This is a genomic window from Streptomyces sp. NPDC046203 (genome assembly GCF_040646255.1).
Taxonomy (GTDB): domain Bacteria; phylum Actinomycetota; class Actinomycetes; order Streptomycetales; family Streptomycetaceae; genus Streptomyces.
This window is the reverse complement of sequence record NZ_JBEYZX010000027.1, coordinates 67,271-91,558: the sequence shown is the minus strand read 5'-3', so window position 1 is coordinate 91,558 and position 24,288 is coordinate 67,271. Positions and strand designations below refer to the sequence as shown.

General features: G+C 71.7%; 24 protein-coding genes. 15 read left to right on the top strand and 9 right to left on the bottom strand.

Going from position 1 to position 24,288, the window contains the following annotated elements:
* Nucleotides 1-42: 42 nt before the first annotated feature.
* Complete coding sequence (locus ABZ990_RS20185) at nucleotides 43-1,323, bottom strand: extracellular solute-binding protein (protein ID WP_361233014.1); 1,281 nt, start codon at nucleotides 1,321-1,323, stop codon at nucleotides 43-45.
* Between the two features lie 349 nt (nucleotides 1,324-1,672).
* Here ABZ990_RS20185 and ABZ990_RS20180 point away from each other — a divergent pair, with 349 nt between their 5' ends.
* From ABZ990_RS20180 to ABZ990_RS20170, 3 genes are all read left to right on the top strand, one after another.
* Nucleotides 1,673-2,698: a LacI family DNA-binding transcriptional regulator gene (locus ABZ990_RS20180; protein WP_361233012.1), complete on the top strand. Its 1,026-nt coding sequence runs from the start codon at nucleotides 1,673-1,675 to the stop codon at nucleotides 2,696-2,698.
* Between the two features lie 292 nt (nucleotides 2,699-2,990).
* Nucleotides 2,991-4,061: a phosphatase PAP2 family protein gene (locus tag ABZ990_RS20175; RefSeq protein WP_361233009.1), complete on the top strand. Its 1,071-nt coding sequence runs from the start codon at nucleotides 2,991-2,993 to the stop codon at nucleotides 4,059-4,061.
* A 135-nt stretch (nucleotides 4,062-4,196) separates the two neighbouring features.
* Nucleotides 4,197-4,688: a hypothetical protein gene (locus ABZ990_RS20170; protein ID WP_361233006.1), complete on the top strand. Its 492-nt coding sequence runs from the start codon at nucleotides 4,197-4,199 to the stop codon at nucleotides 4,686-4,688.
* An 87-nt stretch (nucleotides 4,689-4,775) separates the two neighbouring features.
* On the opposite strand, the gene ABZ990_RS20165 is transcribed toward ABZ990_RS20170, so the two are convergent.
* Nucleotides 4,776-7,778, bottom strand: a complete 3,003-nt coding sequence (locus tag ABZ990_RS20165) for a bifunctional [glutamine synthetase] adenylyltransferase/[glutamine synthetase]-adenylyl-L-tyrosine phosphorylase (RefSeq protein WP_361233004.1) — start codon at nucleotides 7,776-7,778, stop codon at nucleotides 4,776-4,778.
* A gap of 456 nt (nucleotides 7,779-8,234) precedes the next feature.
* Between ABZ990_RS20165 and ABZ990_RS20160 the strand changes: the two genes are divergently transcribed.
* A complete protein-coding gene (locus ABZ990_RS20160; RefSeq protein ID WP_361233001.1) occupies nucleotides 8,235-8,666 on the top strand; it encodes a VOC family protein in 432 nt (143 codons plus the stop codon).
* A 100-nt stretch (nucleotides 8,667-8,766) separates the two neighbouring features.
* Here the strand turns inward: ABZ990_RS20160 and ABZ990_RS20155 are convergent, their stop codons facing one another.
* The gene (locus ABZ990_RS20155; protein ID WP_361232998.1) at nucleotides 8,767-9,423 is read right to left on the bottom strand and encodes a GNAT family protein; all 657 of its coding nucleotides are present in this window, start codon (nucleotides 9,421-9,423) and stop codon (nucleotides 8,767-8,769) included.
* A gap of 54 nt (nucleotides 9,424-9,477) precedes the next feature.
* Nucleotides 9,478-9,960 carry a MarR family transcriptional regulator gene (locus tag ABZ990_RS20150; protein ID WP_361232996.1) on the bottom strand — a complete coding sequence of 161 codons (483 nt, stop codon included), beginning with the start codon at nucleotides 9,958-9,960 and terminating at the stop codon, nucleotides 9,478-9,480.
* Nucleotides 9,961-10,060: 100 nt separating this feature from the next.
* Between ABZ990_RS20150 and ABZ990_RS20145 the strand changes: the two genes are divergently transcribed.
* A complete protein-coding gene (locus tag ABZ990_RS20145) occupies nucleotides 10,061-10,537 on the top strand; it encodes an SgcJ/EcaC family oxidoreductase (protein ID WP_361232993.1) in 477 nt (158 codons plus the stop codon).
* A 138-nt stretch (nucleotides 10,538-10,675) separates the two neighbouring features.
* The gene (locus ABZ990_RS20140; RefSeq protein ID WP_361232990.1) at nucleotides 10,676-10,867 is read left to right on the top strand and encodes a hypothetical protein; all 192 of its coding nucleotides are present in this window, start codon (nucleotides 10,676-10,678) and stop codon (nucleotides 10,865-10,867) included.
* Nucleotides 10,868-11,318: 451 nt separating this feature from the next.
* Here the strand turns inward: ABZ990_RS20140 and ABZ990_RS20135 are convergent, their stop codons facing one another.
* On the bottom strand, nucleotides 11,319-12,680 hold the full coding sequence (locus ABZ990_RS20135) for a glutamine synthetase family protein (RefSeq protein ID WP_359874684.1): 1,362 nt from the start codon (nucleotides 12,678-12,680) through the stop codon (nucleotides 11,319-11,321).
* A 248-nt stretch (nucleotides 12,681-12,928) separates the two neighbouring features.
* On the opposite strand from ABZ990_RS20135, the gene ABZ990_RS20130 reads away from it, so the two are divergent.
* The 6 genes from ABZ990_RS20130 (at nucleotide 12,929) to ABZ990_RS20105 (ending at nucleotide 18,038) form a co-directional block, all read left to right on the top strand.
* On the top strand, nucleotides 12,929-13,447 hold the full coding sequence (locus ABZ990_RS20130) for a hypothetical protein (protein WP_361232987.1): 519 nt from the start codon (nucleotides 12,929-12,931) through the stop codon (nucleotides 13,445-13,447).
* A gap of 114 nt (nucleotides 13,448-13,561) precedes the next feature.
* Nucleotides 13,562-14,248 (top strand): DUF3105 domain-containing protein, encoded by a 687-nt coding sequence (locus ABZ990_RS20125; protein WP_361232984.1) that lies wholly within the window; start codon nucleotides 13,562-13,564, stop codon nucleotides 14,246-14,248.
* Between the two features lie 2 nt (nucleotides 14,249-14,250).
* Nucleotides 14,251-14,877 (top strand): DUF305 domain-containing protein, encoded by a 627-nt coding sequence (locus ABZ990_RS20120; protein WP_361233034.1) that lies wholly within the window; start codon nucleotides 14,251-14,253, stop codon nucleotides 14,875-14,877.
* A 333-nt stretch (nucleotides 14,878-15,210) separates the two neighbouring features.
* Nucleotides 15,211-15,633 carry a CBS domain-containing protein gene (locus ABZ990_RS20115; protein ID WP_361232981.1) on the top strand — a complete coding sequence of 141 codons (423 nt, stop codon included), beginning with the start codon at nucleotides 15,211-15,213 and terminating at the stop codon, nucleotides 15,631-15,633.
* A gap of 120 nt (nucleotides 15,634-15,753) precedes the next feature.
* Nucleotides 15,754-16,263, top strand: a complete 510-nt coding sequence (locus tag ABZ990_RS20110; RefSeq protein ID WP_361232978.1) for a hypothetical protein — start codon at nucleotides 15,754-15,756, stop codon at nucleotides 16,261-16,263.
* A gap of 68 nt (nucleotides 16,264-16,331) precedes the next feature.
* The gene (locus ABZ990_RS20105; RefSeq protein ID WP_361232976.1) at nucleotides 16,332-18,038 is read left to right on the top strand and encodes a multicopper oxidase family protein; all 1,707 of its coding nucleotides are present in this window, start codon (nucleotides 16,332-16,334) and stop codon (nucleotides 18,036-18,038) included.
* A 108-nt stretch (nucleotides 18,039-18,146) separates the two neighbouring features.
* On the opposite strand, the gene ABZ990_RS20100 is transcribed toward ABZ990_RS20105, so the two are convergent.
* The 3 genes from ABZ990_RS20100 to ABZ990_RS20090 form a co-directional block, all read right to left on the bottom strand.
* Nucleotides 18,147-18,407: a hypothetical protein gene (locus ABZ990_RS20100; protein ID WP_361232973.1), complete on the bottom strand. Its 261-nt coding sequence runs from the start codon at nucleotides 18,405-18,407 to the stop codon at nucleotides 18,147-18,149.
* A 139-nt stretch (nucleotides 18,408-18,546) separates the two neighbouring features.
* Nucleotides 18,547-19,107 carry a hypothetical protein gene (locus tag ABZ990_RS20095; RefSeq protein WP_361232970.1) on the bottom strand — a complete coding sequence of 187 codons (561 nt, stop codon included), beginning with the start codon at nucleotides 19,105-19,107 and terminating at the stop codon, nucleotides 18,547-18,549.
* An 11-nt stretch (nucleotides 19,108-19,118) separates the two neighbouring features.
* Nucleotides 19,119-19,268 carry a hypothetical protein gene (locus tag ABZ990_RS20090; protein WP_361232967.1) on the bottom strand — a complete coding sequence of 50 codons (150 nt, stop codon included), beginning with the start codon at nucleotides 19,266-19,268 and terminating at the stop codon, nucleotides 19,119-19,121.
* A gap of 221 nt (nucleotides 19,269-19,489) precedes the next feature.
* On the opposite strand from ABZ990_RS20090, the gene ABZ990_RS20085 reads away from it, so the two are divergent.
* From ABZ990_RS20085 to ABZ990_RS20075, 3 genes are all read left to right on the top strand, one after another.
* The gene (locus ABZ990_RS20085) at nucleotides 19,490-21,262 is read left to right on the top strand and encodes an NAD+ synthase (protein WP_361232964.1); all 1,773 of its coding nucleotides are present in this window, start codon (nucleotides 19,490-19,492) and stop codon (nucleotides 21,260-21,262) included.
* A 65-nt stretch (nucleotides 21,263-21,327) separates the two neighbouring features.
* Nucleotides 21,328-21,741, top strand: a complete 414-nt coding sequence (locus ABZ990_RS20080; RefSeq protein ID WP_361232961.1) for a cytidine deaminase — start codon at nucleotides 21,328-21,330, stop codon at nucleotides 21,739-21,741.
* Between the two features lie 323 nt (nucleotides 21,742-22,064).
* Complete coding sequence (locus ABZ990_RS20075; protein ID WP_361232959.1) at nucleotides 22,065-23,051, top strand: aldo/keto reductase; 987 nt, start codon at nucleotides 22,065-22,067, stop codon at nucleotides 23,049-23,051.
* A gap of 7 nt (nucleotides 23,052-23,058) precedes the next feature.
* Here ABZ990_RS20075 and ABZ990_RS20070 read toward each other — a convergent pair whose 3' ends face one another.
* Nucleotides 23,059-24,123 carry an endonuclease/exonuclease/phosphatase family protein gene (locus ABZ990_RS20070; RefSeq protein ID WP_361232956.1) on the bottom strand — a complete coding sequence of 355 codons (1,065 nt, stop codon included), beginning with the start codon at nucleotides 24,121-24,123 and terminating at the stop codon, nucleotides 23,059-23,061.
* Nucleotides 24,124-24,288 lie beyond the last annotated feature (165 nt).

Below are 24,288 nucleotides of genomic sequence, written 5' to 3'. Positions count from 1 at the left end.
GCGCCCCCCCGGCCCCGCCCCCCCGCGGACCTCGTGCTTTCGCTACTTCCAGCCCTTGAGGAGCTTGCGGTAGGCCTCGCCCGTGGACTTGGCACCCGCCTCGGGGCTCGTCTGGTCGGTGAGGACCTTGGTGTACTCGGTGACGAGCGGGGCGAAGAGGCTGCCGGTCTCCGGGATCCAGGGACGCTCGACGGCCTTGTCCACGACCGGCTTGAAGAAGCCGATCATCTCGTTGCCGGCCACGTCGGGCTGACCGTAGACGGAGGTGCGGGTCGGGAGCAGGCTCAGCTCCTTGGCGACCTCGGTCTGCACCTCGGGCGAGCTCATGTACTGGACGAAGGCGTAGGAGGCGTCCAGGTTCTTGGAACCGGCGTAGACGGCGAGGTTGTGGCCGCCCTGCGGGGCGCCCTGACCGGCGGAGCCGGCCGGGACCGGGGCGATGCCCAGGTTGCCCTTGTCCTTGAACTCCTTGCCGGCGTAGGTGTCGGCCACGGCCCACGGGCCGTTGATCATCATGGCGACCTTGCCGTCCTTGAAGGCCGTCTGCATGTTGTTCCAGCCGTCGGTGGCGTCCGTCTTGGCGGCACCCGACTCGACGAGGTCCTTGACGACCTTCAGCGCCTTGACACCGGCGGCGTTGTCGATCGTGACGGTCTTGTTGCCGGCCGAGACCAGGTCGCCGCCCTCACCGTAGAGGAAGGACAGGAACCAGTAGGCGTCGTCGCCACGCAGGTAGAGACCGGTCTTGCCGGTCTTCTCCTTGATCTTGGCGGAGACGGCCTTGAGGTCGTCGACGGTCTTCGGGACCTCGACACCGGCGTCCTTGAAGATCTTCTTGTTGTAGAAGATGCCCATGGAGTCGATGACCTGCGGCACGGCGTAGGTCTTGTTGTTGAACCGGGTGGAGGCCGCGGCCTGCTTGAGGAAGTCCTCCGGGTCCTTCAGCGCCGGCGTGCCGTCGAGCGGCGCGAGGTAGCCGAGGTTCGCGAAGTCCGGGGTCCAGGCGACCTCGGAGCGGATCACGTCGGGGGCGCCGGAGCCGGACTGGGCGGCGTTCTTGAACTTGTTCTGCGCGTCACCGAACGGAACGTTGACGTACTGGATCTTCACCTTGGGGTGCTTCTTGGTGAAGCCCTCGGCGAGCTTCTTGAAGACCTTGTCCTCGGAGCCGACCGTGGAGGTGTCCCACCAGGTGACAGTGCCGGCGAGCTCGCCGGAGCCCTTCGAGCCGCCGTCGGTCGAACCCTTGTCGTCGCTTCCGCACGCCGCCAGGGTCACGCCCAGGGCCGCGACCAGCGCGGTGGCCGCTATGCCACGCCGCATGTGAACTCCTTCAGATGGTCCCGGTTGGACGAGGGGCTTGACGTTCCTCATGCGACCGCTCCCTCGCGGCGCGCCGGGCTGGCAGGAACGTAACAGGCTTGAAAACCGTCCGAAAGACCTTGCTGGAATTTTCTGCAAGAAGGAACGATCGTTACATCCGCGTGTCCCGAAGGTTGCCTACATGCCGCTTGACAGGGGCGGTTCCGTATCAGGTTCTGCAAGAACTTGCGCAAGGGCCATCCGGACCGCGGCCCTCCGCCGCCCGGCGGCCCGCGCGGAGCCGACCGGCCGTCCGCACGGCGGGCGGGCGATGGGCATCGGCGATCCGCACCCGGTACAGTCCCCTTCCATGACCGCGCGGCTCGCCGACATCGCAGCCCAGGCGGGGGTCAGTGAAGCCACAGTCAGCCGCGTGCTCAACGGCAAGCCCGGCGTGGCCGCTGCCACCCGCGAATCCGTGCTGGCCGCACTCGACGTCCTCGGCTACGAGCGCCCCGGCCGGCTGACCCGGCGCAGCGCGGGCCTCGTCGGGCTGATCATCCCCGAGCTGGACAACCCGATCTTCCCCGCGCTCGCGCAGGTCATCGGGCAGGCCCTCACCCGGCAGGGATACACCCCGGTGCTCGCCACCCAGACCCCCGGCGGGTCCACGGAGGACGAGCTCACCGACATGCTGGTGGAACGGGGCGTCGCGGGCGTCATCTTCGTCTCCGGTCTGCACGCCGACACCACCGCCGACACCTCCCGCTACGACCGGCTGCGCGGCAAGGGCGTCCCGTTCGTCCTCATCAACGGCTTCTCGCCGCGGGTACGGGCCCCCTTCGTCTCCCCCGACGACCGCGCCGCGATGGTGCTCGCGGTGACGCACCTGGCGGCGCTCGGGCACACCCGGATCGGCCTCGCGGTCGGCCCCGTGCGGTTCGTGCCCGTCCTGCGCAAGATCGAGGGGTTCACCAAGGGCATGCGGGAGCGGTTCGGCCTCTCCCCCGCCGAGACCGCGGAGCTGATCCAGCACTCCCTCTACAGCCTGGAGGGCGGGCAGGCCGCGGCCGGCGCGCTCATCGAGAAGGGCTGCACCGCGGTGGTGTGCGCCAGCGACATGATGGCGCTCGGCGCGATCCGGGCCGCCCGCGAGCAGGGCCTCTCGGTGCCGGGCGACGTGTCGGTGGTCGGCTTCGACGACTCCCCTCTCATAGCGTTCACCGATCCGCCACTCACCACCATCCGGCAGCCGGTGCAGGCGATGGGCCAGGCGGCGGTACGGGCCCTGCTGGAGGAGATCGGCGGGACGCCGGCTCCGCACACCGAGTTCGTCTTCATGCCGGAGCTGGTGGTACGGGGGTCGACGGCGTCGGCTCCGGCGGGGCGCGGGTAGGTTCCGGCGAGGCGAGCGCGGGCCGGGGGCGCGGGCTGCGGCTTGAGGTCGGGGGCCGGGGCGCGGGCTGCGGCTTGAGGTCGGGGGCCGGGGTCGGGGGCTACGGCTTGCGGTCGGGGGTCGAGGTCGGGGGCTACGGCTTGCGGGTCGGAGGCCACGGCCGGACGCCACGGGCCCGGGTCCTGGGGACAGCCCCACCAGAGCCCCTACTCCGGAAGGTGGAGAGGGTGCGCCGCTCACCCGACCGAGGGATGATCGGTCGAGTGGACGCGATCTGGCAGACTCTCCTCTCATGGGTGAAACGACCGTGAAGACCTCGGATTGTCGGACGACCCCGTCGTCGTCACCCATCGTGGCCGGCGACCGGTCGCCGCGTGCCTCGTGGGCGACCCGGATACCCCGGCGCCCGCGCATCTGGTTCGAGATCCTGCTCATCGCGGTGAGCTACTGGACGTACTCGCTCATCCGCAACGCGGTACCCGAGCAGAAGGCCCAGGCGCTGCGCAACGCCGACTGGGTCTGGCAGACCGAGCACACGCTCGGTCTCGCCTTCGAACACGCCGTCAACCACGCCGTGAATTCGGTGACCTGGCTGATCGTCGGCATGAACTACTACTACGCCACGCTGCACTTCATCGTGACGATCGGTGTGCTCGTGTGGCTGTACCGGTGGCAGCCGGGCCGTTACGCGGCGTTCCGCACGGCCCTGTTCGCGACCACCGCCGTGGCCCTGGTCGGCTACTACCTGTTCCCGCTCGCGCCGCCCCGGCTGATGGACGGCGGCGGGTTCGTCGACACCGTCCTGGTCCACCACACCTGGGGTTCGATGGCCTCGGGCAACCTCAAACACATGTCGAACCAGTACGCGGCGATGCCGTCGATGCACATCGGCTGGTCGCTGTGGTGCGGGCTGACCCTCTTCCTGCTGACGAAGGCGCCGTGGGCGCGGATCCTGGGGCTGCTCTACCCGACGGCGACCCTCGTCGTCATCGTGGCCACCGCCAACCACTTCTGGATGGACGCGGTCGGCGGCGCGCTCTGCCTGACGTTCGGCTTCGCGGTCTCGTACTTCTGGTACGGCTCGCATCCGCACCGGCTGCCGAAGCTGGTGGAGCCGGCGGAGCCCGCTGCGGTCACGGCGCGCGGTGCGGTGCCGGCCCGGCCGGAGCCGGCGGCGGTAGCGGTAGCGGTGTCGGTAGAGGTAGAGGTAGAGGTAGAGGTAGAGGCCGACTCCGGTACGGAGACCGGCGCTGATCCAGAGGTCGGCACGAACGCCGACGGCGGCGCCGATCCGGCCGGCCCCGGTATACCCGACTCGCCGGGGAACTCCCCGGAGACGGAACGGGTGGGATCCGGCCGGTAGCCGGGGCGTCGCCGCCCGGCGGCCACCGCGGCCCGACAGCCGCCCAGGCCCGTCCCCTGACACGGATCAGGAAGGCGGGCCTTGTTCACCCCCCACTATGCACGAGGTGTATACACCGTGCGTATAGTCGCGCCCATGACTTTCGTCCCCCGGGCGCTGAAGACCCTCGCCGTCGCCCTGCTCGCCGTCGCCGCGGCGCATCTGATCCTGTCCGACACCCTGCGCCTGGGCTTCAGCGCCGAGGCATCGGCCGCCCTCGGCAGTCCGCAGGGGTACGGGGCGGACCAGGCGTTCACCACCGCGCTCGTCAACACCGCGCTCGTCCTGCCGCTGGTGCTGTGGGCGGGCCTGCGGATCGCGGGCGAGCGGAAGGTCGGGATCCCGGTGCTCGTGGCGTCCGTCGCCTGGATGGTGACGGTGTGGCGCGGCCTCGACGCGATCGACGACGCGCCCGGCGCGCTGCTCCCGCTGCCCTCGCTCGCCCTGGTCGTCGCGGTGGCGGTGCTCGGCTCGCTCGTACCGAGGAGGACCGGGAGTACGGGGGCCGCCGCGCGGGTCGTGACGGGTCAGGAAGGTGCCGGGGCGGGCGCTGGGCAAGGGGCCGGGCGCGGGCCGCATGCCTCGTAACTCTCGTACGTAGACCTCGTACGTCGACCTCATACGTAGACCTCGGGTCGCCGCCCCGTACCCCCGTGCCCCGGGCCCGCGCGGCCGTCAGGCCCCGTAGAACAGCTCCTCCATCACCGCCCGCGCCCGGCGCGTGATCCGGCGGTAGTCGTCGACCATCTCGCCCACGTGCCCCGGCCCGTACCCGAGGTAGCGGCCCACCGCCGCCAGCTCGCGCGGCTCGGACGGGAAGGTGTCGCCGGGGCGGCCTCGGACCAGCATCACCGCGTTGCGCACCCGGGTGGCGAGCACCCACGCGTCGTCCAGCGTCTGCGCCTCCTCCGTGGTCATCAGCCCCGCCGCGTGCGCGGCGGCCAGCGCCTCGCGGGTCCGGGTGGTGCGCAGGCCCGGCTCGGACCAGCCGTAACGCATCTGGAGCAGCTGCACCGTCCACTCGACGTCGCTCAGCCCGCCCCGGCCCAGCTTGGCGTGGAGCGTCGGATCGGCGCCGCGCGGCAGCCGCTCGTTCTCCATCCGGGCCTTCAGCCGGCGGATCTCCCGCGCGGCGTCCTCGCCGAGCCCCTCCGCCGGGTAACGGAGCGGGTCGACCAGCTCGATGAAGCGCCGCCCGAGGTCGTGGTCGCCCGCCATCGGCGCGGCGCGCAGCAGGGCCTGGCTCTCCCAGACCAGCGACCAGCGGCGGTAGTACGCCTGGTACGACTTCAGGGTGCGCACCAGCGGGCCGCTCTTACCCTCGGGGCGCAGATCGGCGTCGATGAGCAGCGGCGGGTCGGCGGTCGGCAGCTGGAGCAGCCGGCGCATCTCGGCGACGACCCGGTTCGCGGCCCGGGCGGCCTCCTGTTCGTCCACGCCCTCGCGCGGTTCGTGGACGAAGAGCACGTCGGCGTCGGAGCCGTAGCCGAGTTCGTGACCGCCGAAGCGGCCCATGCCGATGACGGTGAACCGGGTCGGCAGCTCGTCGCCCCACTCGGCGCGGACGGCGGCGCGCAGCGCGCCCGCGAGGGTGGCCGCGTTGAGGTCGGTGACGGCCTGCCCGACCCGGTCGACGAGGGCGCCGGGGTCGGGCTCGCGGGGGTTCTCCTCGGTGCCGTACGAGCCGATGAGATCGGCCGCGGTGGTACGGAACAGTTCCCGGCGCCGTACCCCGCGGGCCGCGGCCACCGCCTGCTCGGCACCGTCGGCGCGGCCCACCGCGGCGAGCACCTCCTGCTCCAGGTGCTCGCGGCCGCGCGGGGTGAGGCCCTCGGGGTCGCCGAGGATGGCGACGGCCTCGGGGGCGCGCAGCAGCAGGTCCGGGGCGAGCCGGCCGGCGGACAGGACCCGGGCGAGGTTCTCGGCGGCGGCGCCCTCGTCACGCAGCAGCCGCAGGTACCAGGGCGTCTTGCCGAGCGCGTCGGACACCTTGCGGAAGCCCAGCAGGCCCGCGTCCGGGTCGGCGGAGTCGGCGAACCAGCCGAGCAGGACGGGCAGCAAGGTGCGCTGGATGGCGGCCTTACGGCTGACGCCGGAGGACAGCGCCTCCAGGTGGCGCAGGGCGGCGGCCGGGTCGGCGTAGCCGAGGGCTTCGAGGCGCTGTCCGGCGGCCTTCGGGCTGAGCCGGATCTCGCCGGGGGCGAGCTGGGCGACGGCGTCGAGCAGCGGCCGGTAGAAGATCTTCTCGTGCAGCCGGCGGACCACGGCCGCGTGCCGCTTCCACTCGCGGCCGAGCGTGGACACCGGGTCGGTGCGCAGGCCGAGGGAGCGGCCGAGCCGGCGCAGATCCTCCTCGCCCTCGGGGACGAGGTGGGTGCGGCGCAGCCGGAAGAGCTGGATGCGGTGTTCCAGGGTGCGCAGGAAGCGGTAGGCGTCGTCGAGCTGGGCGGCGTCGGCGCGGCCCACGTACCCGCCGTCGGCGAGGGCGGCGAGCGCGACGAGCGTGGTGGGGCTGTGCAGGGTGGAGTCGCTGCGGCCGTGCACCAGCTGGAGGAGCTGGACGGCGAACTCGACGTCGCGCAGGCCCCCGGGGCCCAGCTTGAGTTCGCGTTCGACCTGGCCGGGCGGGATGTTGTCGACGACCCGGCGGCGCATCTTCTGTACGTCGGCGACGAAGTTCTCGCGCTCCGCCGCCTGCCAGACGAGCGGCGAGACGGCGTCCAGGTAGGCGGCCCCGAGTTCCTGGTCGCCGGCCACCGCGCGGGCCTTCAGCAGGGCCTGGAACTCCCAGGTCTTCGCCCAGCGCTGGTAGTAGGCGAGATGGGAGGAGAGGGTGCGCACCAGCGGGCCGTTGCGGCCCTCGGGGCGGAGGTTGGCGTCGACGGGCCAGATGGCGCCCTCGACGGTGGTCTCCGAGCAGATCCGCATGAGGTGGGAGGCGAGCCGGGTCGCGGCCTGGAGCGCGCGGGCCTCGCCGCCCTCGTGTTCGCGGGCCTCGTCGGTGGGCTCGCCGACGAAGATGACGTCGACGTCGGAGACGTAGTTCAGTTCGAGTCCGCCGCACTTGCCCATGGCGATCACGGCCAGCCGGCACTGGGCGGCGTCCTCGGGCGCGGCTGCCTGCGCCTGCGCGAGCGCGGCGCGCAGGGTGGCGGTGGCGAGGTCGGCGAGTTCGGCGGCGGCCTGGGCGACGTCGGTGGTGCCGCACACGTCGCGGGCGGCGATCCCGAGCAGGCAGCGGCGATAGGCGACGCGCAGCGAGACCGGGTCGGTCGCTTCGGCGAGCCCGCGCTCGAACTCGGGGAGGCCCGGGTGCAGGTCGGCGGCCTCATAGGTGACCAGGGCCTGCCAGTCGCGGGGGTGGCGGGCGAGGTGGTCGGCGAGCGCCTCGGAGGTGCCGAGGACGCCGAGCAGCCGGTCGCGGAACGGCTTCGCGGTGAGCAGGGTGGTGGTGAACGCGGGCCGTTCGACGTCCGTCTGGGCCTCCACCAGGCGGACCAGGCCGCGCAGGGCGAGGTCCGGGTCGGCGGTGGCGCCGAGGGCGTCGAGGAGGACGGCGTCGCCGCGCAGGGCGTCGAGTCCGTCGAGTTCGAGCAGCCGCTCGGCGGCGGACGGGTCCGTGAACCCGTGCCGCAGCAGCCGGGTGAACGTACTGCTCCTGCGTCCCGGCGCCGTCATCCCGCCGCTCCCTCCACCGGCCGAAACCGTTTGATTCGAAACCTTGATCCGAAACCGTTTGATCCGAGTTCGCGGACGAGCCTAGTACCGACAGGGGGCTTCGGGTGCGGGGGCGTTCCGGGTGCACGCGGGCGTGCCAGGTGCACGTGACGGCGCGGGGGCTCGTGGCGGCGTGGGTGGGGGTGGGGGCGTGCGGGGGCGTGCGGGCTCGGTTGGAGGCGGGGCGGGGGTGAGAGAGGTGGGGTGGGGGCGCGTGGGGGTGGTGGGGGTGACGGAGGCGTGCGGGCGGGGCGTGCGGGGGTGGTGGGGCGTGTGGGCGGGGCGGGGTGGTGGGGCGTGCGGGCGGGGCGGGGTGGCGGGGGTGTTCCGGGTGCGGGTGGACGGGGCGTGGGCGAGGGTGGCAGGTGGCAGGTGGCAGGGACGCCGTGGACGACCGAGGGGACGAGGGGTGTGACCGTGCACTGGACTTTGGAAGTGGTCCCCGTGCCCGTCGCCGATGTGGACCGGGCCAAGGAGTTCTACGAGACGAGGCTCGGCTTCACGGTGGACCTGGACCAGGAGATCACCCCGGGCGTACGGATCGTCCAGGTCACCCCGCCGGGCTCGCGCTGTTCGCTCGCCCTGGTCCAGGGCATGCCCCCGTTCCCCGGCACCCGCGAGATGACCCCGGGCAGTCTGCAGGGCCTCCAGATGTGCGTCACCGACATCGAGGCGGCGCGCGAGCGGCTGCTGTCGACCGGGGTCGCGGTGTCGCCGGTGATGCACATGGGCGCGGGAGGCTGGACGCCGGGCCGGGGCGGCGTCTGGAACGCGTTCCTGACCTTCACGGACCCGGACGGCAACGGCTGGGCGGTGCAGGAGGCGCCGTCGGAGCTGTCGGAGCGCTGAGGGGCGGGGCCGGTCAGGGGCCGGGGCAGAGGGCGGAGGCGGAGACGGGGAAGGGGACGGAGGCGGAGACGGGGACGGGGACGGGGACGGGGACGGGGCGTCAGAGCCCGGACGGGTCCTCGGCCGCGCCGCGTTCCGCGAACACGACCCGGTAGTTGCGCACCTGCTCGTCCTCTCCCTCGTACGTCATGCCCGCTGCCTCCATCACCCGCTGGGAGGCGAGGTTGTCGAGGTCGGCGTCGCCCCGGACGGCCGTGGCGCCCGCCGCGCGGGCGCGGGCGATCAGGGCGCGCAGGGATTCGGAGGCGTAGCCCCGGCCGCGTACGGCGGGGACCAGGCCGTAGCCGATGGTGACGACGCCGTCGGCGTCCGGCGGGCCGTGGAAACCGATGCCGCCGATGGCGAGCCCGTCGACCGGCTGCCGGATCTCGTACGCGCGCCAGATCCCGGGGTCGCCACGCTCGGCGACCCCGTTCAGAAAGCCCCGGGCGCCGGAGACGTCGCCGGGGGCCGGATAGCCCTCGGCCCAGCGGTCGCCGGGCGCGGGGGCCGACTCGACGACGCGGCCGGCTTCGGCGGCGGTGAGCGGGTGCAGCAGCAGCCGGGCGGTCACGAGGGGCGGTATGCCGTCGGCGGAGGCGTTCAAGTCGGCGGGGGCGTTCAAGTCGGCTGCGGCAAAGGCCGCTTCGACGGAACCGGCCCCATCGGTGGAGCCGGTGGCGTCACTTGCTTCGGTGATGTCGGTGGAGTCGTTCACGCGGGGCAGTGTCGGCTCCTCCGGGCCTGCCGCGCAACGGATTTGGCGGCCCGCTCAGCCCGACTGACCGGGGCCGCCCTGGAGTTCCTCGGCGGCCTCCCGGTACGCCTCGGCGGCGTGGGTGAAGTAGTCGAAGAGGACCACGATGTGCTCGGGCGAGTACGAGCCGAGGAGGGCGGCGATCCGGCGGCGGGCGGGGGCGAGCGCCTGGTCGAGACCGCCGGGCCGGTCGACCGGTTCGACGATGACCTTCCGCCGGTCGGCGGGGTCGGCGGCGCGGCGGACGTAACCGGCCTTCTCCAGCCGGTCGACGAGCCGGGTGGTGGGGCCGGTGGTAAGACCGGTGCGGGCGCCGAGTTCGCCGGGGGTCAGCGGGCCGGTCAGATCGAGGATGTTGAGCGCGTAGAGGTCCGTGGCACCGAGGTCGACGGCCCGAGCGCCGGCGTGACCGTGCAGCATCACCGCACTGAGATAGCGCCGGTAGATCTCGCTCGCGTCGACCGGCATCGCGCCGGACGGCTCCAAAGGCGTTGACACGGCCTGCCTCTCCCTCTAATCTCTTCCTCAAGGAAGAAACTTCACTGGAGAAGCTTCTTCTCTGGAGAAGATATCACTGGCCATCGAAGGGAGCACCATCATGTCCGTCCTGACCTCCCGAGAGAACGACACCGCCGCGATCCGCGCCCTGCTGGATTCCAGTGCCACCGCCTGGGGCCGGGGCGACGGGACCGGATACGGCGCCCACTTCACCGAGGACGCCACCGATGTCACCTTCGCCGGCACCCTCTACCACGGCGCCGCCGAGATCGGCGGCGCCCACCAGGCCCTCTTCGAGAGCTTCCTGAAAGGCACGAAGCTCGCCGTCGACCTCGTCGACCTGCGCTTCCCCGGTCCGGACACCGCCATCGCCGTCACCCGCGGCGAGGTCCACAAGGGCTCCCGCCCGCGCCGGCTCGGCAAGCTCGCCACGTACACGCTGATCCGCACGAACGACGGGGACTGGCGCATCGCCGCCGTCCAGAAGACCAAGCACCGCCCCCTGATGGAGGCCATATCCTTCCGCGCCCAGCCGAGGACCCGCCCGGCACCGCGCCCGGCTCACCCCGGCCCCTGACCGGCCTCTCCCCACGGACTCCCGGGCGTCCTCCGGGAATCGGCGGGAGCTAGGCTCGAACCGCGGCCACCGTCGGATCTCCGGCTCGCGTACGCGGGCGATCGCCGGTGGCCCCGGACCGTGGGAGGGATCCGCGCAGTGGAAATGTTCGGCTTCGAACTGGTACGGCGCGGCTACGACCGCGATCAGGTCGATCAGTACATCAGCGAGCTGTGCGCGACGAAGTCGCCCGCCGCCCCGCCGGTCTTCCGCATCACGTGGCGGCGGGGTTACGACCGCGGACAGGTCGACGAGTGCATCGAGGAACTGCGCGCCCGATTCGGCGCCTGACGGCCCGAAGGCGTCCTGCGGACCGGCTCGCGGACGGCCCAGGGACGGCCCGGGAACGGGGACGGCCCGGGACCGGCCCGGAGATACGGACGACCCGGAGACACGGACGGCCCGGGGCGGGAGACGTGTCAGGGCCGGCGGTTCGCGGCCGGCGGCCCTGAGTGTCGGTTCCGGGCTCGCCGCGCCCCGGCCCTGATCCGCCGGACAACTCCCAGAGGCTGCCCGGTGGACCAGGCCCGGAAAGGAAAGGCCGGGGCGTTTGGCGCATGGGGTCTTCCCAGGCCCGCCAGGGCCTGGGAAAAGGACGGCAAGTGCCTGGGGGAAGCACGGCAAGGCGCCGGGGCGCTTCATAACGGAGCTGTTCGGACAGTTCGGCAACGCGGCCAGGTGCCGTGCCAGGCGGGTGCCGTGCCAGGCGTCACGGCACCGGCCAGGAGCCGCCGGACAGTCCCTACAGCACCGGCAGGTTCTTGCGGCGCTCGAAGGCGGTGACCTCGGAGCGGTACTCCTCCCACTCCTGCTTCTTGTTGCGCAGGAAGAAGTCGAAGACGTGCTCGCCGAGGGTCTCCGCGACCAGTTCGCTGCGCTCCATCAGGGCGATCGACTCGCCCAGGTTCTGCGGCAGCGGCTCGATGCCCATCGCGCGGCGCTCGGCGTCGCTGAGCGCCCAGACGTCGTCGTCGGCGCCCGCCGGGAGTTCGTATCCCTCCTCGATGCCCTTCAGACCGGCGGCGAGCAGGACGGCGTAGGTCAGATACGGGTTGGCGCCCGAGTCGATGGAGCGGACCTCGACCCGTGAGGAGCCCGTCTTGCCGGGCTTGTACATGGGGACGCGGATCAGCGCGGAGCGGTTGTTGTGGCCCCAGCAGATGTACGCGGGGGCCTCGCCGCCCGAGCCGGCGGTGCGGCCGGAGCCGCCCCAGATGCGCTTGTAGGAGTTGACCCACTGGTTGGTGACGGCGGCCGTCTCCGCCGCGTGCCGCAGCAGACCCGCGATGAAGGAGCGACCGACCTTGGAGAGCTGGTACTCGGCGCCCGACTCGTAGAACGCGTTGCGGTCGCCCTCGAAGAGAGAGAGGTGGGTATGCATGCCCGAGCCCGGGAACTCGGAGAACGGCTTCGGCATGAAGGTGGCCTGGACACCCTGTTCGAGCGCGACCTGCTTCATGATCAGCCGGAAGGTCATGATGTTGTCGGCCGTGGACAGGGCGTCCGCGTAGCGCAGGTCGATCTCCTGCTGGCCCGGCGCGCCCTCGTGGTGGCTGAACTCCACCGAGATGCCCATCGACTCCAGCATGGTGATGGCCTGCCGGCGGAAGTCCATGCCGACGTTCTGCGGAGTGTGGTCGAAGTAGCCGGAGTTGTCGGCCGGGGTGGGCCGGGAGCCGTCCAGCGGCTTGTCCTTCAGCAGAAAGAACTCGATCTCGGGGTGGGTGTAGAAGGTGAAGCCCAGGTCCGAGGTCTTGGCGAGGGCGCGCTTGAGGACGTAGCGCGGGTCGGCGAAGGACGGCGAGCCGTCCGGCATGAGGATGTCGCAGAACATCCGGGCGGTGCCCGGGGCCTCCGCGCGCCACGGCAGGATCTGGAAGGTGCCCGGGTCCGGCTTGGCGATCATGTCGGACTCGTAGACGCGGGCGAAGCCCTCGATCGCCGAGCCGTCGAAGCCGATGCCCTCGTCGAAGGCCTGCTCCAGCTCGGCAGGTGCCACGGCGACCGACTTCAGGAAGCCCAGTACGTCCGTGAACCACAGCCGCACGAAGCGGATGTCACGCTCCTCGAGCGTACGGAGCACAAACTCCTGCTGCTTGTCCATTCTCACACCCATCCTCGCTGGTCAGGCCGCCCGCACCCACCGCCTCGGATGCGTCGGGGGCATGTGGACAATCCCACCACATGGTTTCGGCCGATCGCACCCGTGTGTTGCGCGCTCATGTCGCCTCGTGTCGCACCCCCATAGTGCCCGCTCGGGCGCAGCCCGGGTAACGCGGGACGGGCTCCGTACCGGCTTCCTTGCTCACCCGTTCGGCCCACAAGGGCCCTTCTGCCACTACGATCGCGCCCATGGGAGCCTCCCGGCTCGACGGCCCGCCGCGACACGCGCGTCCCCTGGCACTGGCGAGTGCCGTGGCGACGCTCCTCGGCGCGCTCTCGCTCTGTCTGGGGCTGACGGGGCTGTTCGGCGCCCCGGCCGGACAGGGGCACCACGGGGCTCCGTACGACCCATGGGCGGCAGCCTCCCGAGCGACCGCGCCCACGGCCGTCCCCGCGGCGGGGTCGGCGACGGCCCACACGGCGTACGCGCCTTACGCGGCGCACCCGCCGTACACGGCGACCGGGGGAGTGACCCCGTCGGCCTTCCGGGGCGAGCAGCGGTACAGCTGTCCGTACGAATCCGGCGGCTGCTCGCTCTTCCCCGCCCTCTCCCCCGCCGTGCTCGGCGCGCCCGCGCACGACGCGCCCCCGCACACCGCGGACCGGCTCCCCCTGTTCTCCGCGCCGCATCTCTCCGGCCGGATGCCCCGGTCCGGCGCACAGCCCCGTGCGCCGGATCTCCACGTCCTTCAAGTACTGCGGACGTGAGTCACCGGGGTGCCGTCGCGCGGGGCTCAGGCCCGGCGTGGACCACGCACCCCGTTCGCACCTCAGTTCGCTTGATCTTCCCGCTTCCGAACTTTCCGAAGGACGACATCCGCCATGGCCGCGAACCACCCCTCGAACACCGACCGCCGCGCCCGAATAGAGGAGATGCGCCGCGCCGAGCAGGCCCGTGAGCGCCGCAACCGCATCCTGACGATCGGCGTCTCGGCCGTCGTCGTCCTCGCCCTCGTCGGCGTCGGCGGCTGGGCCATCAACAAGCAGAGCGACAAGCAGGATCAGAAGGAGCAGCAGGAGGCCACCGCCAAGGGCCCCATCGAGGGCGAGAAGGACTGGGACCTCAAGAAGCTGACCCGCAACCACGTCGAGACCCCCGTCACGTACCCGATGAACCCGCCCGTCGGCGGCGACCACCACCCGATCTGGCAGAACTGCAACGGCGACGTCTACGACAAGCCGCTGGACAAGGTCCACGCCGTGCACTCCCTGGAGCACGGCGCCGTGTGGGTGACGTACAACAAGAAGGCCGACAAGGGCGACCTCGACAAGCTGAGCGCGAAGGTCAAGAAGACCCCGTACTCGCTGATGAGCCCGATCGACGACCAGTCCGGCGCGATCATGCTGAGCGCCTGGGGCAAGCAGGTGACCGTGGACGGCGCGGACGACCCGCGCGTCGACGCCTTCTTCACCAAGTACGTCAACGGCCCGCAGACGCCCGAGCCGGGCGCCGCCTGCACCGGCGGCGTCGACGCCGCCGGCAAGGGCGGCAAGGCGATGGGCCAGTGAAGCTGAACCGGACGCAGTGGGCGTCCGTCACCGCCGTGGTCCTCGCGCTGCTGTTCGCCGGCGGCGCGGTCACCTTCGCCTCCGCGGACCGTTCCCCCCGGAGCCACACGCCGACGACCCTGTCGGCGGACGCGGGTTTCGCCCGTGACATGTCGGTCCATCACCAGCAGGCCGTCGAGATGTCGTTCATCGTCCGCGACCGGACGACGAACGAGGAGGTGCGCCGCCTCGCGTACGACATCGCCAACACCCAGGCCAACCAGCGCGGCATGATGCTGGGCTGGCTCGACCTGTGGCAGCTGCCGAAGGTGCAGGCGGACCAGGCGCCGATGGCCTGGATGGGCATGGGCGACATGCACGACGAGTCGGCCGCCGAGGACGGCGCGCTGATGCCCGGCATGGCCACCCGCGCGCAGCTGGACCAGCTGCGCGCGGCGTCCGGGCGCGAGGCCGAGGTGCTTTTCCTGAAGCTGATGACCGCGCACCACAAGGGCGGGATCCACATGGCCGAGGGCTGTGTCGAGAAGTGCGAGCCCGGGGTCGAGCGGGATCTCGCGCAGGGCATGGTCGACGGACAGTCCGCCGAGATCAAGCTGATGGCAGACATGTTGAAGGCGCGGGGCGCGTAGCGCGGCCTGCGCCGTACCCGCGCGCACCCCGCCCGCACCCCGCCCGTTCCGGCGGATGACGGCCCCCGTGGCCCCGGCTCGCGCCGAGGTCGCGGGGGCCGCGTCGCGCGCGGACAATGAAAGGGCACCCGGGGGCGTGCGTACGACGGTGTGCGGGTCGGTTCGGATCGCAACGAGTCGGATCGAACCTGGCTGGACCGGATCGGACTGGATCGGACTGGATCAGACCGGGCCGGACCGGATCGCTTGAGGCGACGGCACCGCCGCGTACCACGGCGTTCGACGACGTACGACGCACCACGCACCACGTTCGACGAAAGGGGCGCGAAGTCCATGACCACGGCGAAGGACATCATGCATCCGGGGGCCCAGTGGATCCCGGCTCACGAGACGCTCGACCGCGCCGCCCAGCTGATGCGCGACCTCGACGTGGGCGCCCTGCCCATCGCCGACGGAAACGAGCGGCTCTGCGGGATCGTCACCGACCGCGACATCGTGGTCCACTGCGTGGCCGAGGGCCACGACCCCGCGAAGGTCACCTGCGGGGAGCTGGCGCAGGGTACCCCGCGCTGGATCGAGACCGGCGCGGATGTGGGCGCGGTACTCGACGAGATGCAGGGACACCGGATCAAGCGACTGCCGGTCATCGACGAGAACAAGAAGCTCGTCGGCATGATCAGTGAGGCCGATCTGGCGCAGCATCTGTCGGACGGGCAGCTGGCGAAGTTCGTCGAGAGCGTCTACGCCACCCACTGACGCCCGCTCCTCTCCCCTCCTCCCCTCCTCTCCCCACGCCCACCGACCCCGGCCGCCGAGCCCGCGCGACCGGGGCGGGGGCTTATCCGCGCTATACGGGGCGGGGGTATGCTGCGCGGTATGGCGGAGCCGAGGCGGACCAGAGGCGTGGAGCGGCTCCTGCTGCTCGCGGCCCTGCTGTTCGGCCTGGTCACGATGCACACGCTGGGGCACGGGCCGACCGGCCACGACGCGTCGGCGCTCGCGCGGATGGCGGCCCCGGCCGCCGCCGGGCACAGCCATCACGGCTTGGCGCGGGGGGCGACGGTCGGCACGGAGGCCGATTCCACCGTCCACGCCACCAGCACCGCCAACGCCAACGCCACGGTCACTCGGGCCGGCCCCGCCACCGTGAGCGCCGCCCCGCACGACCACTCGATGCCGCCCGCCCACGGAAACGGCGGCCCGCTGGCCGTTTGCCTCGCGGTGCTCGGTGCGCTCGTCGTGGTCCTCGGCGGCACGATGTTGCTGCGGGCGCGCCGCCGTGCCGGGCGGCTCGGGGCGGGCCCGACGGGGGTGCGGTGGATCGCGTGGCCGCAGCCGCCGCCGGGGCTCGCGGTTCTCGACCGGGTGGCGGTCCTGCGGATCTAGACGGAACGGGCAGCAGAAGCATCTCCCGTTTCCCTTCTTCCTCTTTGTACGAGAGGCCGCGTTCTGTCATGTCTTCTTCTTCCACCCCGTCCACCTCGCCTTCCTCTTCCGCCTCCCTCCTCTCCTCCGGCGGGTTCAGCCGCCGGTCCGCGCTCGGCGCCGGACTCGCCGTCGCCGGAACCGGCCTGCTGGCCGCGTGTTCCGGCGATCCCGCTCCGTCGCCGGGCGCGGCGTACGTCTCCCCGCACGGCCCCGAGGTCGCCGCCGCCGAGGCCAAGCGCACCCCGGGCAAGGGCGGCCCGGTCCGTACGGTCAAGCTCACCGCCACCCCCGCCACCGTGGACCTCGGCGCCGGCCGTACGGTCCGGACCTGGGCGTACGGGGACGATCTGCCCGGCAAGGAGGTACGGGTCACGGCCGGCGACACGCTGGCCCTGACCCTCGCCAACCACCTTCCCCAGACCACCTCGTTGCACTGGCACGGACTCGCCCTGCGCAACGACATGGACGGGGTGCCGGGCGTCACGCAGCCGGAGATCAAGGCGGGTGCGGAGTTCGCGTACCGCTTCACGGTCGCGCACCCCGGCACGTACTGGTTCCACCCGCACTCCGGCACCCAGCAGGACCGGGGCCTGTACGCCCCGCTGATCGTCGAGGACCCGAAGGAGCCGCTGACGTACGACAAGGAGTGGGTCGTCGTCCTGGACGACTGGGTCGACGGGGTGGACGGCTCGACGCCGGAGGCCGTACTCGCCGAACTGCGCCAGGGCATGGGTGGCATGGACGGCATGGACGGCGGCGAGGGGCACGACATGGGGAACATGCCGGGGATGGACCACGGCAGCGGCCACTCCGGTCACTCGATGTCCATGACCCGGTCCGGGTCCGGGAGCGCCGCCGGTGATTCGGCCGCCGGCGGGTCGGCGACGTCCGCGCCGCCGACCGGGCCGTCCCGCATGATGATGGGTGCCACCAGCGAACTGCTCGGCGGTGACGCCGGCGATGTGAACTACCCGTACTACCTGATCAACGGCCGGATCCCGGACGCCCCGAGCGAGTTCAGGGCCAAGCCCGGCGACCGGGTGCGGATCCGGTTCGTCAACGCGGGCGGCGACACCGCCTTCCGGGTCGCGCTGGGCGGCCACGAGATGACGGTGACCCACACCGACGGCTTCCCCGTCACTCATGCGAAGACCGACGCGCTGCTGCTCGGCATGGGCGAGCGCTACGACGTCCTCGTCACCGTCAAGGACGGCGTCTTCCCGCTCACCGCGCTCGCCGAGGGCAAGCGCGCCACCGGCCTCGCCCTGCTCCGCACCGGCAAGGGCGCCGCGCCCGCCCCGCCCGTCCGCCCGAAGGAACTGGACGGCCGCGTCCTCACCGCCGACCGCCTGAAGCCCGCCCCCGGCACGGCCCTCGCCGCCCGTACCCCGGACCGGACGATCCGGATCCGGCTGACCGGCGGAATGATGAAGTACGACTGGGGCTTCGACGGCCGGCCGTACGACCCGGCCCGGCGTTACGACGTCTCGGCGGGCGAGCGGGTCCGGATCGAGTTCACCAACGGCACGTCCATGTGGCACCCGCTCCATCTGCACGGCCACACGTTCGCGTTGGGGAGCGGTGTCCGCAAGGACACGGCGGTCATCCTGCCGGGCCGCAAACTGACGATGGACTTCGACGCCGACAACCCGGGCCTGTGGATGATCCACTGCCACAACGTCTACCACTCGGAGTCCGGGATGATGACGACCCTGGGCTACCGGGCGAAGTAGGGGGCTGATTTCCCAGCCTCGGTCCGCCCCGCACCTCGCCACACCACACCCCTTCGAGTCGCCTCCGCATAAGGCGCGGAGGCGACTCGAAGGGATCGTGTGTGAGGCTCAGCCAGAGGTGAGATTCACGACGCAACTCACTCCGAAACCGACGGCGAGAAAAACACCCAGGAATCTGATCAGGTTCGGCGAGAATCCCGGTCCTGGACCGACCGTGCCGTGGTTCATGAAGAACGCGTGTATTCGATAGGCGCAATCCTTCACGTTGGCCGCCAGGACGATCCCTACGACAGCCGCGACCCCCTGCCACACCACGCGAAGAGAGCCCCCGTCACCTACGGCGAGCAGCCAATCGACTTCCGGCGTCACGCTCAACAACCCCCATACATGCCATTTCGCCCCGCATACCGCTCACACTGCGGCATAGCTAGACCAATAAAACGGAAAAGCCGTAAATCCTCATCCTGGATGACGGCCCGGCCGCCGCGGTGGCCGCCGTCGTTCGCCGTCAGAAACCGCCGGCGAGGCCCGCTCCGATCAGGCCGCCGATCACCGCGACGGCCAGCGACAGGTCGGCGGGCCGGCACCATGTCCAGCCGGCCCGTACCCCCTCGGCCGGCGACTCGCTCTTCGCGCGCGCGGATCGCCACCACGCCTTGACCGTGTAGTGGGCGTCCCGGCTCGAACCGACGTAGTAGTCGACCAGCGACCCCCCGAAGGCGAACACCGGCAGCGTCTCCTCCTGGCCGAGGTCGATCTCGAGCGAGCCGCCGGTCTCGTGGACGACGTCACGGATCGCCGTCGCCGGAATGCGATGCGTCCGCAACGGCCCCACCACCGTGAGCACGTCCTCCTCCAGGATCACCTTGCAGTTCGCGACTCTCCCGGTGATCCCGGCGAGCAGGAAGAACACGGGGATCCCCTGCCAGCCCGTCCGGAATCCATGGACCGAGGTGACGTTGTACACCGCCGCGATCATGCCGATTCCCAGGCCCACGACGGTCACCCAGGAGATCACCATCCAGGAGACCCGTCGCAACACCACTCTCTTCACCGCGTCTTGTTCCACGGCCCCTCCGTTCAACGGTCTGCACTCGCCCGCGAGCGCCGCCACTTGACCCAGTTCCCGATCAGCGCGCCGGAGCCGGTCGCGAACGCGGGTGGGATCAGCACCTCGTAGAGGCCGCCCCACTCCCTGGCCAGTCGGGTGACCAGGACGATCAGAACCACCAGGGGAATCCCCCACCCCAGCCGAACAGCCCACTTCCTCATGCCTCGCCCACCCCTCGTCCTGCCGAATCGTTTCCCCTGTACGTCAAGACCTCCGGTCGTGCCGCCGGCGGGCGGTTTTCCCCTCCGCCACAAGCGGACCAGAGACCTCCAGTCTCCCGGACCCGCCGGAACGACGCGCCGGACCCCCATAATGTCGAGTTGACGAATAGAGTGGCCCCGTGCCTCAGCGACGACAGCTACGACTCGCGCTCCAGCAGATCGACCCGACCGTAGGAGATCTCGGCGGGAACGCGGAGGCCGTGCTCCGCCGGACCCGGCAGGCCGCCGAACGCGGTGCGCACCTCGTCGCGTTCCCCGAGATGGCCCTGACCGGCTACCCGGTCGAGGATTTGGCGCTGCGCCCCTCGTTCGTCGATGCCTCCCGGGCCGCCCTGTGGGCGCTCGCGGGGCGGCTCGACGCCGAGGGGCTCGGCGAGGTGCCGGTGGTCGTGGGGTATCTCGACCGTTCCGAGCGGGCCGAGCCGCGCCTCGGGCGGCCCGCCGGGGCGCCGCTGAACGCGGCGGCGGTGCTGCACCAGGGCGAGGTGGTGCTGCGGTTCGCCAAGCACCACCTGCCCAACTACGGCGTGTTCGACGAGTACCGCTACTTCGTGCGCGGTGACACCCTGCCCGTCCTGCGCGTGCGCGGCGTCGACGTCGCGCTCGCGATCTGCGAGGACCTGTGGCAGGACGGCGGCCGGGTCCCGGCCGCGCGCGCCGCCCGCGCCGGGCTGCTCCTGTCGGTCAACGCCTCCCCGTACGAACGGAACAAGGACGACACCCGGCTCGCCCTCGTGAGCGACCGGGCCCGGGAGGCCGGCTGTGTCACGGCGTACGTGGCGATGACGGGCGGCCAGGACGAGCTGGTCTTCGACGGTGACTCGATCGTGGTCGACGCGCGGGGCGAAGTCCTCGCGCGTGCCCCGCAGTTCACCGAGACCTGTCTGCTGATCGACCTGAACCTGCCGGCCGCCGACCCGGCGGCGCCGGAGTCCGGGAGCGTCGTCGACGACGGGCTGCGGATCGAGCGGGCCGTCCTGCCGGGCGAGCCGCCGGCCGCGTACGAGCCGACGGAGACCGGCGGCCGGGCCGAACCGCTGGACGACCTCGCGGAGGTGTACGCGGCGCTGGTGACGGGGCTGCGCGCGTATGTGACCAAGAGCGGTTTCCGGTCCGTCCTCGTCGGTCTGTCCGGCGGCATCGACTCGGCACTCGTCGCCGCCATCGCCTGCGACGCGCTCGGACCCGAGCAGGTGCACGCGGTGTCGATGCCGTCCGCGTACTCCTCCGGCCACTCGCGCGACGACGCCGCCGAACTGGCCCACCGCACCGGGCTCCGCTTCCGCACCGTCTCCATCGAGCCGATGTTCGACGCCTACATGGGTGCGCTCGGTCTCACCGGACTCGCCGAGGAGAACCTCCAGGCCCGGCTGCGCGGCACGCTGCTGATGGGGCTGTCCAACCAGGAGGGTCATCTCGTCCTGGCGCCGGGCAACAAGTCCGAGCTGGCGGTGGGGTATTCGACGCTCTACGGCGACGCGGTCGGCGCGTTCGGGCCCATCAAGGACGTCTACAAGTCGGACGTCTACCGTCTCGCCCGCTGGCGCAACGCCGCCGCCGAGGCGCGCGGCGAGGCCCCGCCCATCCCGGAGCACACGCTCACCAAGCCGCCGAGCGCCGAACTCCGGCCCGGTCAGGTCGACACGGACTCACTCCCCGACTACGACGTCCTCGACCGGATCCTGGAGCTGTACGTCGACCGCGACCGGGGACACGACGAGATCGTCGCGGCGGGCTTCGACGAGGAGTTGGTCACCCGTACGCTGCGGATGGTCGACACCGCCGAGTACAAGCGCCGCCAGTATCCGCCGGGCACCAAGATCTCCGCGAAGGGCTTCGGCAAGGACCGGCGCCTGCCGATCGTCAACCACTGGCGGGAAGGCGGGAGTTAGGAGCTGTCCCCAGGGTCGCCCGAACTCGATTGCGCGGCCGCCCGCGCACGAGACAGAGTCGCCCGATGAACACCTCCACGCACCCCGTCGACCACGAACTCGTCGAGACCGCCGCGCACATCGCCCGCACCCGCTGCCAGGGCGAGAACCACACCATGGCGGCCGCAGGACGTAATCGGGACGGCCGGATCGTCACCGCGGTGAACGCCTACCACTTCACGGGCGGACCCTGCGCCGAGCTCGTCCTCATCGGCACGGCGGCCGCGCAGGGCGCGTACGACCTGGTCACGATCGTCGCCGTGGGCGACCGGGAGCGCGGGGTCGTCCCGCCCTGCGGCCGGTGCCGGCAGGCCCTCCTCGACTACTACCCGGGCATCCGGGTCGTCGTCGGCAACGGCGATGCCCGGCGCGCCGTCCCGATCGCCGAGCTGCTGCCCGAGAGCTACGTCTGGGCGGATCACCAGACCGAACCCGGGTAGGCCCCACGACCCGGCCACCGCTCAGGGTCACGCCCAGGTCCGCCGGGCAGGGCCATCGCGCCCAGAACCGCCGCCCAGAGCCACCGCCCAGGTCCGCCACCCAAGCCCTCCAGGCAACACGCCTTCCATCCAGCCGAGTTGACCAGAAGAACATGTCGATTCACACGCCCCGGAGGGAAGCATTCGCCCCCGCGTCGCGTTGACCACCCCTCGGTGGCGGTGCCCCTTCGCGGCCGCCGCCCCGGCCGGACCCCGGGCTCACACCCCATGGACGGCCTCACGCGCACGAGTCGAGCGACCCACCCCGAAAGGCCGTACCCGCCATGAAGTACCGCGTCATCGGAAGCTCCCCCGAAACCCGTCGCGAGGTCAGCGTGCTGAGCCTCGGCACCATGAACTTCGGCACCCTCGTCGACGAGGACACCTCCTTCGCACTGCTCGACCGATTCGCCGAGGCCGGCGGCACCTTCCTCGACACCTCCAACAACTACGCGTTCTGGGTGAACGGAACCCAGGGCGGCGAGAGCGAGGAGCTGCTCGGCCGCTGGCTGAAGAGCCGGGGCGTCGGCGACGAGATGACCATCGCCACCAAGCTCGGCGCCCGTCCCAACCAGCCCGCCACCACCTTCGGCCTGGACGTGGAGGGCCTGTCCGCCCGGGCGATCCGGGAGTCCTCCGAGCAGAGCCGCGAACGGCTCGGCATCGAGCGGATCCACCTGCTCTACGCGCACGTCATGGACGAGCACACCCCGCTGGAGGAGACCGTCCACGGCTTCGCCGACGTGGTGGCGGACGGGGTCGCCGGGCTGCTCGGCGCGAGCAACCACTGGGCCTGGCGTATCGAGCGGGCCCGCGCCCTGGCCGCCGCGGCGGGCGTACCCGGGTACGAGGTGCTCCAGCACCACCACAGCTATCTGCGCCAGCGCACCGACATCCCGACCCTGCGCTCGCCCGACGGCAACCAGGGCCTGGTGAGCGGCGACCTGCTCAGCTATCTGCGGGCCACCCCGGAGCTGACGCAGGTCGCGTACTCGCCGCTGATCGCGGGCGCGTACGTCCGGGACGACAAGCCGCTCGGCCCCGGGTTCGAGCACGCGGGCACCCAGCCCCGGCTGGCGGCGGTCCGCGAGGTGGCGGCGGAGACCGGCGCCACCGTCAACCAGGTGGTGCTGTCCTGGCTGATGGGCGGCGCCGTGCCGGTCGTCCCGCTCATCGGCGCCTCGTCGCTCGCCCAGCTGGAGGAGAACCTGGGCGCGGTCGACCTCGAACTGACCGAGGAACAGCGGAAGAAGCTCGACTCCGTGAACTGACGCGAAGTCAGGACTGGTCGGACGAAGGCTCGAAGCGGAGCCGCGCGGCCACCGGAAGGTGGTCGCTGCGGGTCTCCGGCAAGGTCCAGGAGGACAGCGGTTCGACGCCCCGGACGAGGATCTGGTCGATGCGGGCCATCGGGAACGAGGCCGGCCAGCTGAAGCCGAAGCCGTCGCCCGCCGCGCCCTGGGTGGAGCGGAGCTGGGAGGTGACGGCGGTCAGGGCACGGTCGTTCATGGTGCCGTTGAGGTCGCCGAGGAGGACGACGCGCGGGTTCGGGTCGCGGGAGATGGCCGCGCCGAGGGCGTCGGCGCTGTCGTCGCGCTGGGTGGCGGTGAAACCGGCGTTCATCTTGACCCGTACGGACGGCAGATGGGCGACGTAGACGGCGATGTCGCCGGACGGCGCGACGACGGTGGCACGCAGGGCGCGGGTCCAGCCGAGGCGGATGTCGACCGGCCGGACGCCGCGCAGCGGGTGCTTGCTCCACACGCCGACGGTGCCCTGGACGGAGTGGTGCGGGTACGCGGCGGCCAGGCCCTTCTCGTACACCGGGACCATGTCGCTCTTGAGCTCCTCCAGGGCCACCACGTCGAGGCCGGAGTCCGCGATCTGACGGGCCGTTCCCTCGGGGTCGGGGTTGGCGGCGTTGACGTTGTGGCTGACCACGGTGAGGTCGCCGCCGTCGGCCGACTTGTCGACGACGAGGCCGCCGAAGAGGTTGAGCCAGACCACGCAGGGCAGGACCAGCGCGATCAGCGCGGTCGCGGAACGGCGGAGCAGGGCGAGGACGAAGAGCACCGGGACGAGGGCGCCGAACCAGGGCAGGAAGGTCTCGGTCAGGCTGCCGAGGTTGCCGATCCGGTTGGGGATGCTGGAGTGAAAGGCCATCACCAGCGCGATCAGGACCGCCCATACGGCCAGGATCGCGCCCCGGCGCCAGATGCCCCGGTCGTGGCGCAGCCGTGCCAGACGGCCGCCCCGCCCGGGGGGTTCGGCGGGCGGGAAGGTGGTGTCGTGATGGTCCGGTGTGCCGCCGTTCTCGGTGCCCGTCATGTCCACGCGCGTCATCGCCGCCGTCCTCACTGCCTTGCTGTCCGACCCGGTCCCGACCCTAGGTGATTCCGCGCCAGTCGTACTCATCGAGGGACGACTGACGCGCGTGGCGGGTTCCTGCAGGTGATGCGGGGCGTACGCCTGTGACAGAACGCGCACATTCGTCCGGACCCGTCACCC

Coding starts and splice junctions, on each gene's coding strand:
- ABZ990_RS20175 (WP_361233009.1), top strand. CDS start 2,991: ATGGGTGAAACGACCGTGAAGACCTCGGATTGTCGGACGACCCCGTCG.
- ABZ990_RS20080 (WP_361232961.1), top strand. CDS start 21,328: ATGAACACCTCCACGCACCCCGTCGACCACGAACTCGTCGAGACCGCC.
- ABZ990_RS20130 (WP_361232987.1), top strand. CDS start 12,929: ATGGGAGCCTCCCGGCTCGACGGCCCGCCGCGACACGCGCGTCCCCTG.
- ABZ990_RS20185 (WP_361233014.1), bottom strand. CDS start 1,323: ATGCGGCGTGGCATAGCGGCCACCGCGCTGGTCGCGGCCCTGGGCGTG.
- ABZ990_RS20125 (WP_361232984.1), top strand. CDS start 13,562: ATGGCCGCGAACCACCCCTCGAACACCGACCGCCGCGCCCGAATAGAG.
- ABZ990_RS20110 (WP_361232978.1), top strand. CDS start 15,754: ATGGCGGAGCCGAGGCGGACCAGAGGCGTGGAGCGGCTCCTGCTGCTC.
- ABZ990_RS20070 (WP_361232956.1), bottom strand. CDS start 24,123: ATGACGCGCGTGGACATGACGGGCACCGAGAACGGCGGCACACCGGAC.
- ABZ990_RS20115 (WP_361232981.1), top strand. CDS start 15,211: ATGACCACGGCGAAGGACATCATGCATCCGGGGGCCCAGTGGATCCCG.
- ABZ990_RS20075 (WP_361232959.1), top strand. CDS start 22,065: ATGAAGTACCGCGTCATCGGAAGCTCCCCCGAAACCCGTCGCGAGGTC.
- ABZ990_RS20105 (WP_361232976.1), top strand. CDS start 16,332: ATGTCTTCTTCTTCCACCCCGTCCACCTCGCCTTCCTCTTCCGCCTCC.
- ABZ990_RS20135 (WP_359874684.1), bottom strand. CDS start 12,680: ATGGACAAGCAGCAGGAGTTTGTGCTCCGTACGCTCGAGGAGCGTGAC.
- ABZ990_RS20165 (WP_361233004.1), bottom strand. CDS start 7,778: ATGACGGCGCCGGGACGCAGGAGCAGTACGTTCACCCGGCTGCTGCGG.
- ABZ990_RS20145 (WP_361232993.1), top strand. CDS start 10,061: ATGTCCGTCCTGACCTCCCGAGAGAACGACACCGCCGCGATCCGCGCC.
- ABZ990_RS20170 (WP_361233006.1), top strand. CDS start 4,197: ATGACTTTCGTCCCCCGGGCGCTGAAGACCCTCGCCGTCGCCCTGCTC.
- ABZ990_RS20180 (WP_361233012.1), top strand. CDS start 1,673: ATGACCGCGCGGCTCGCCGACATCGCAGCCCAGGCGGGGGTCAGTGAA.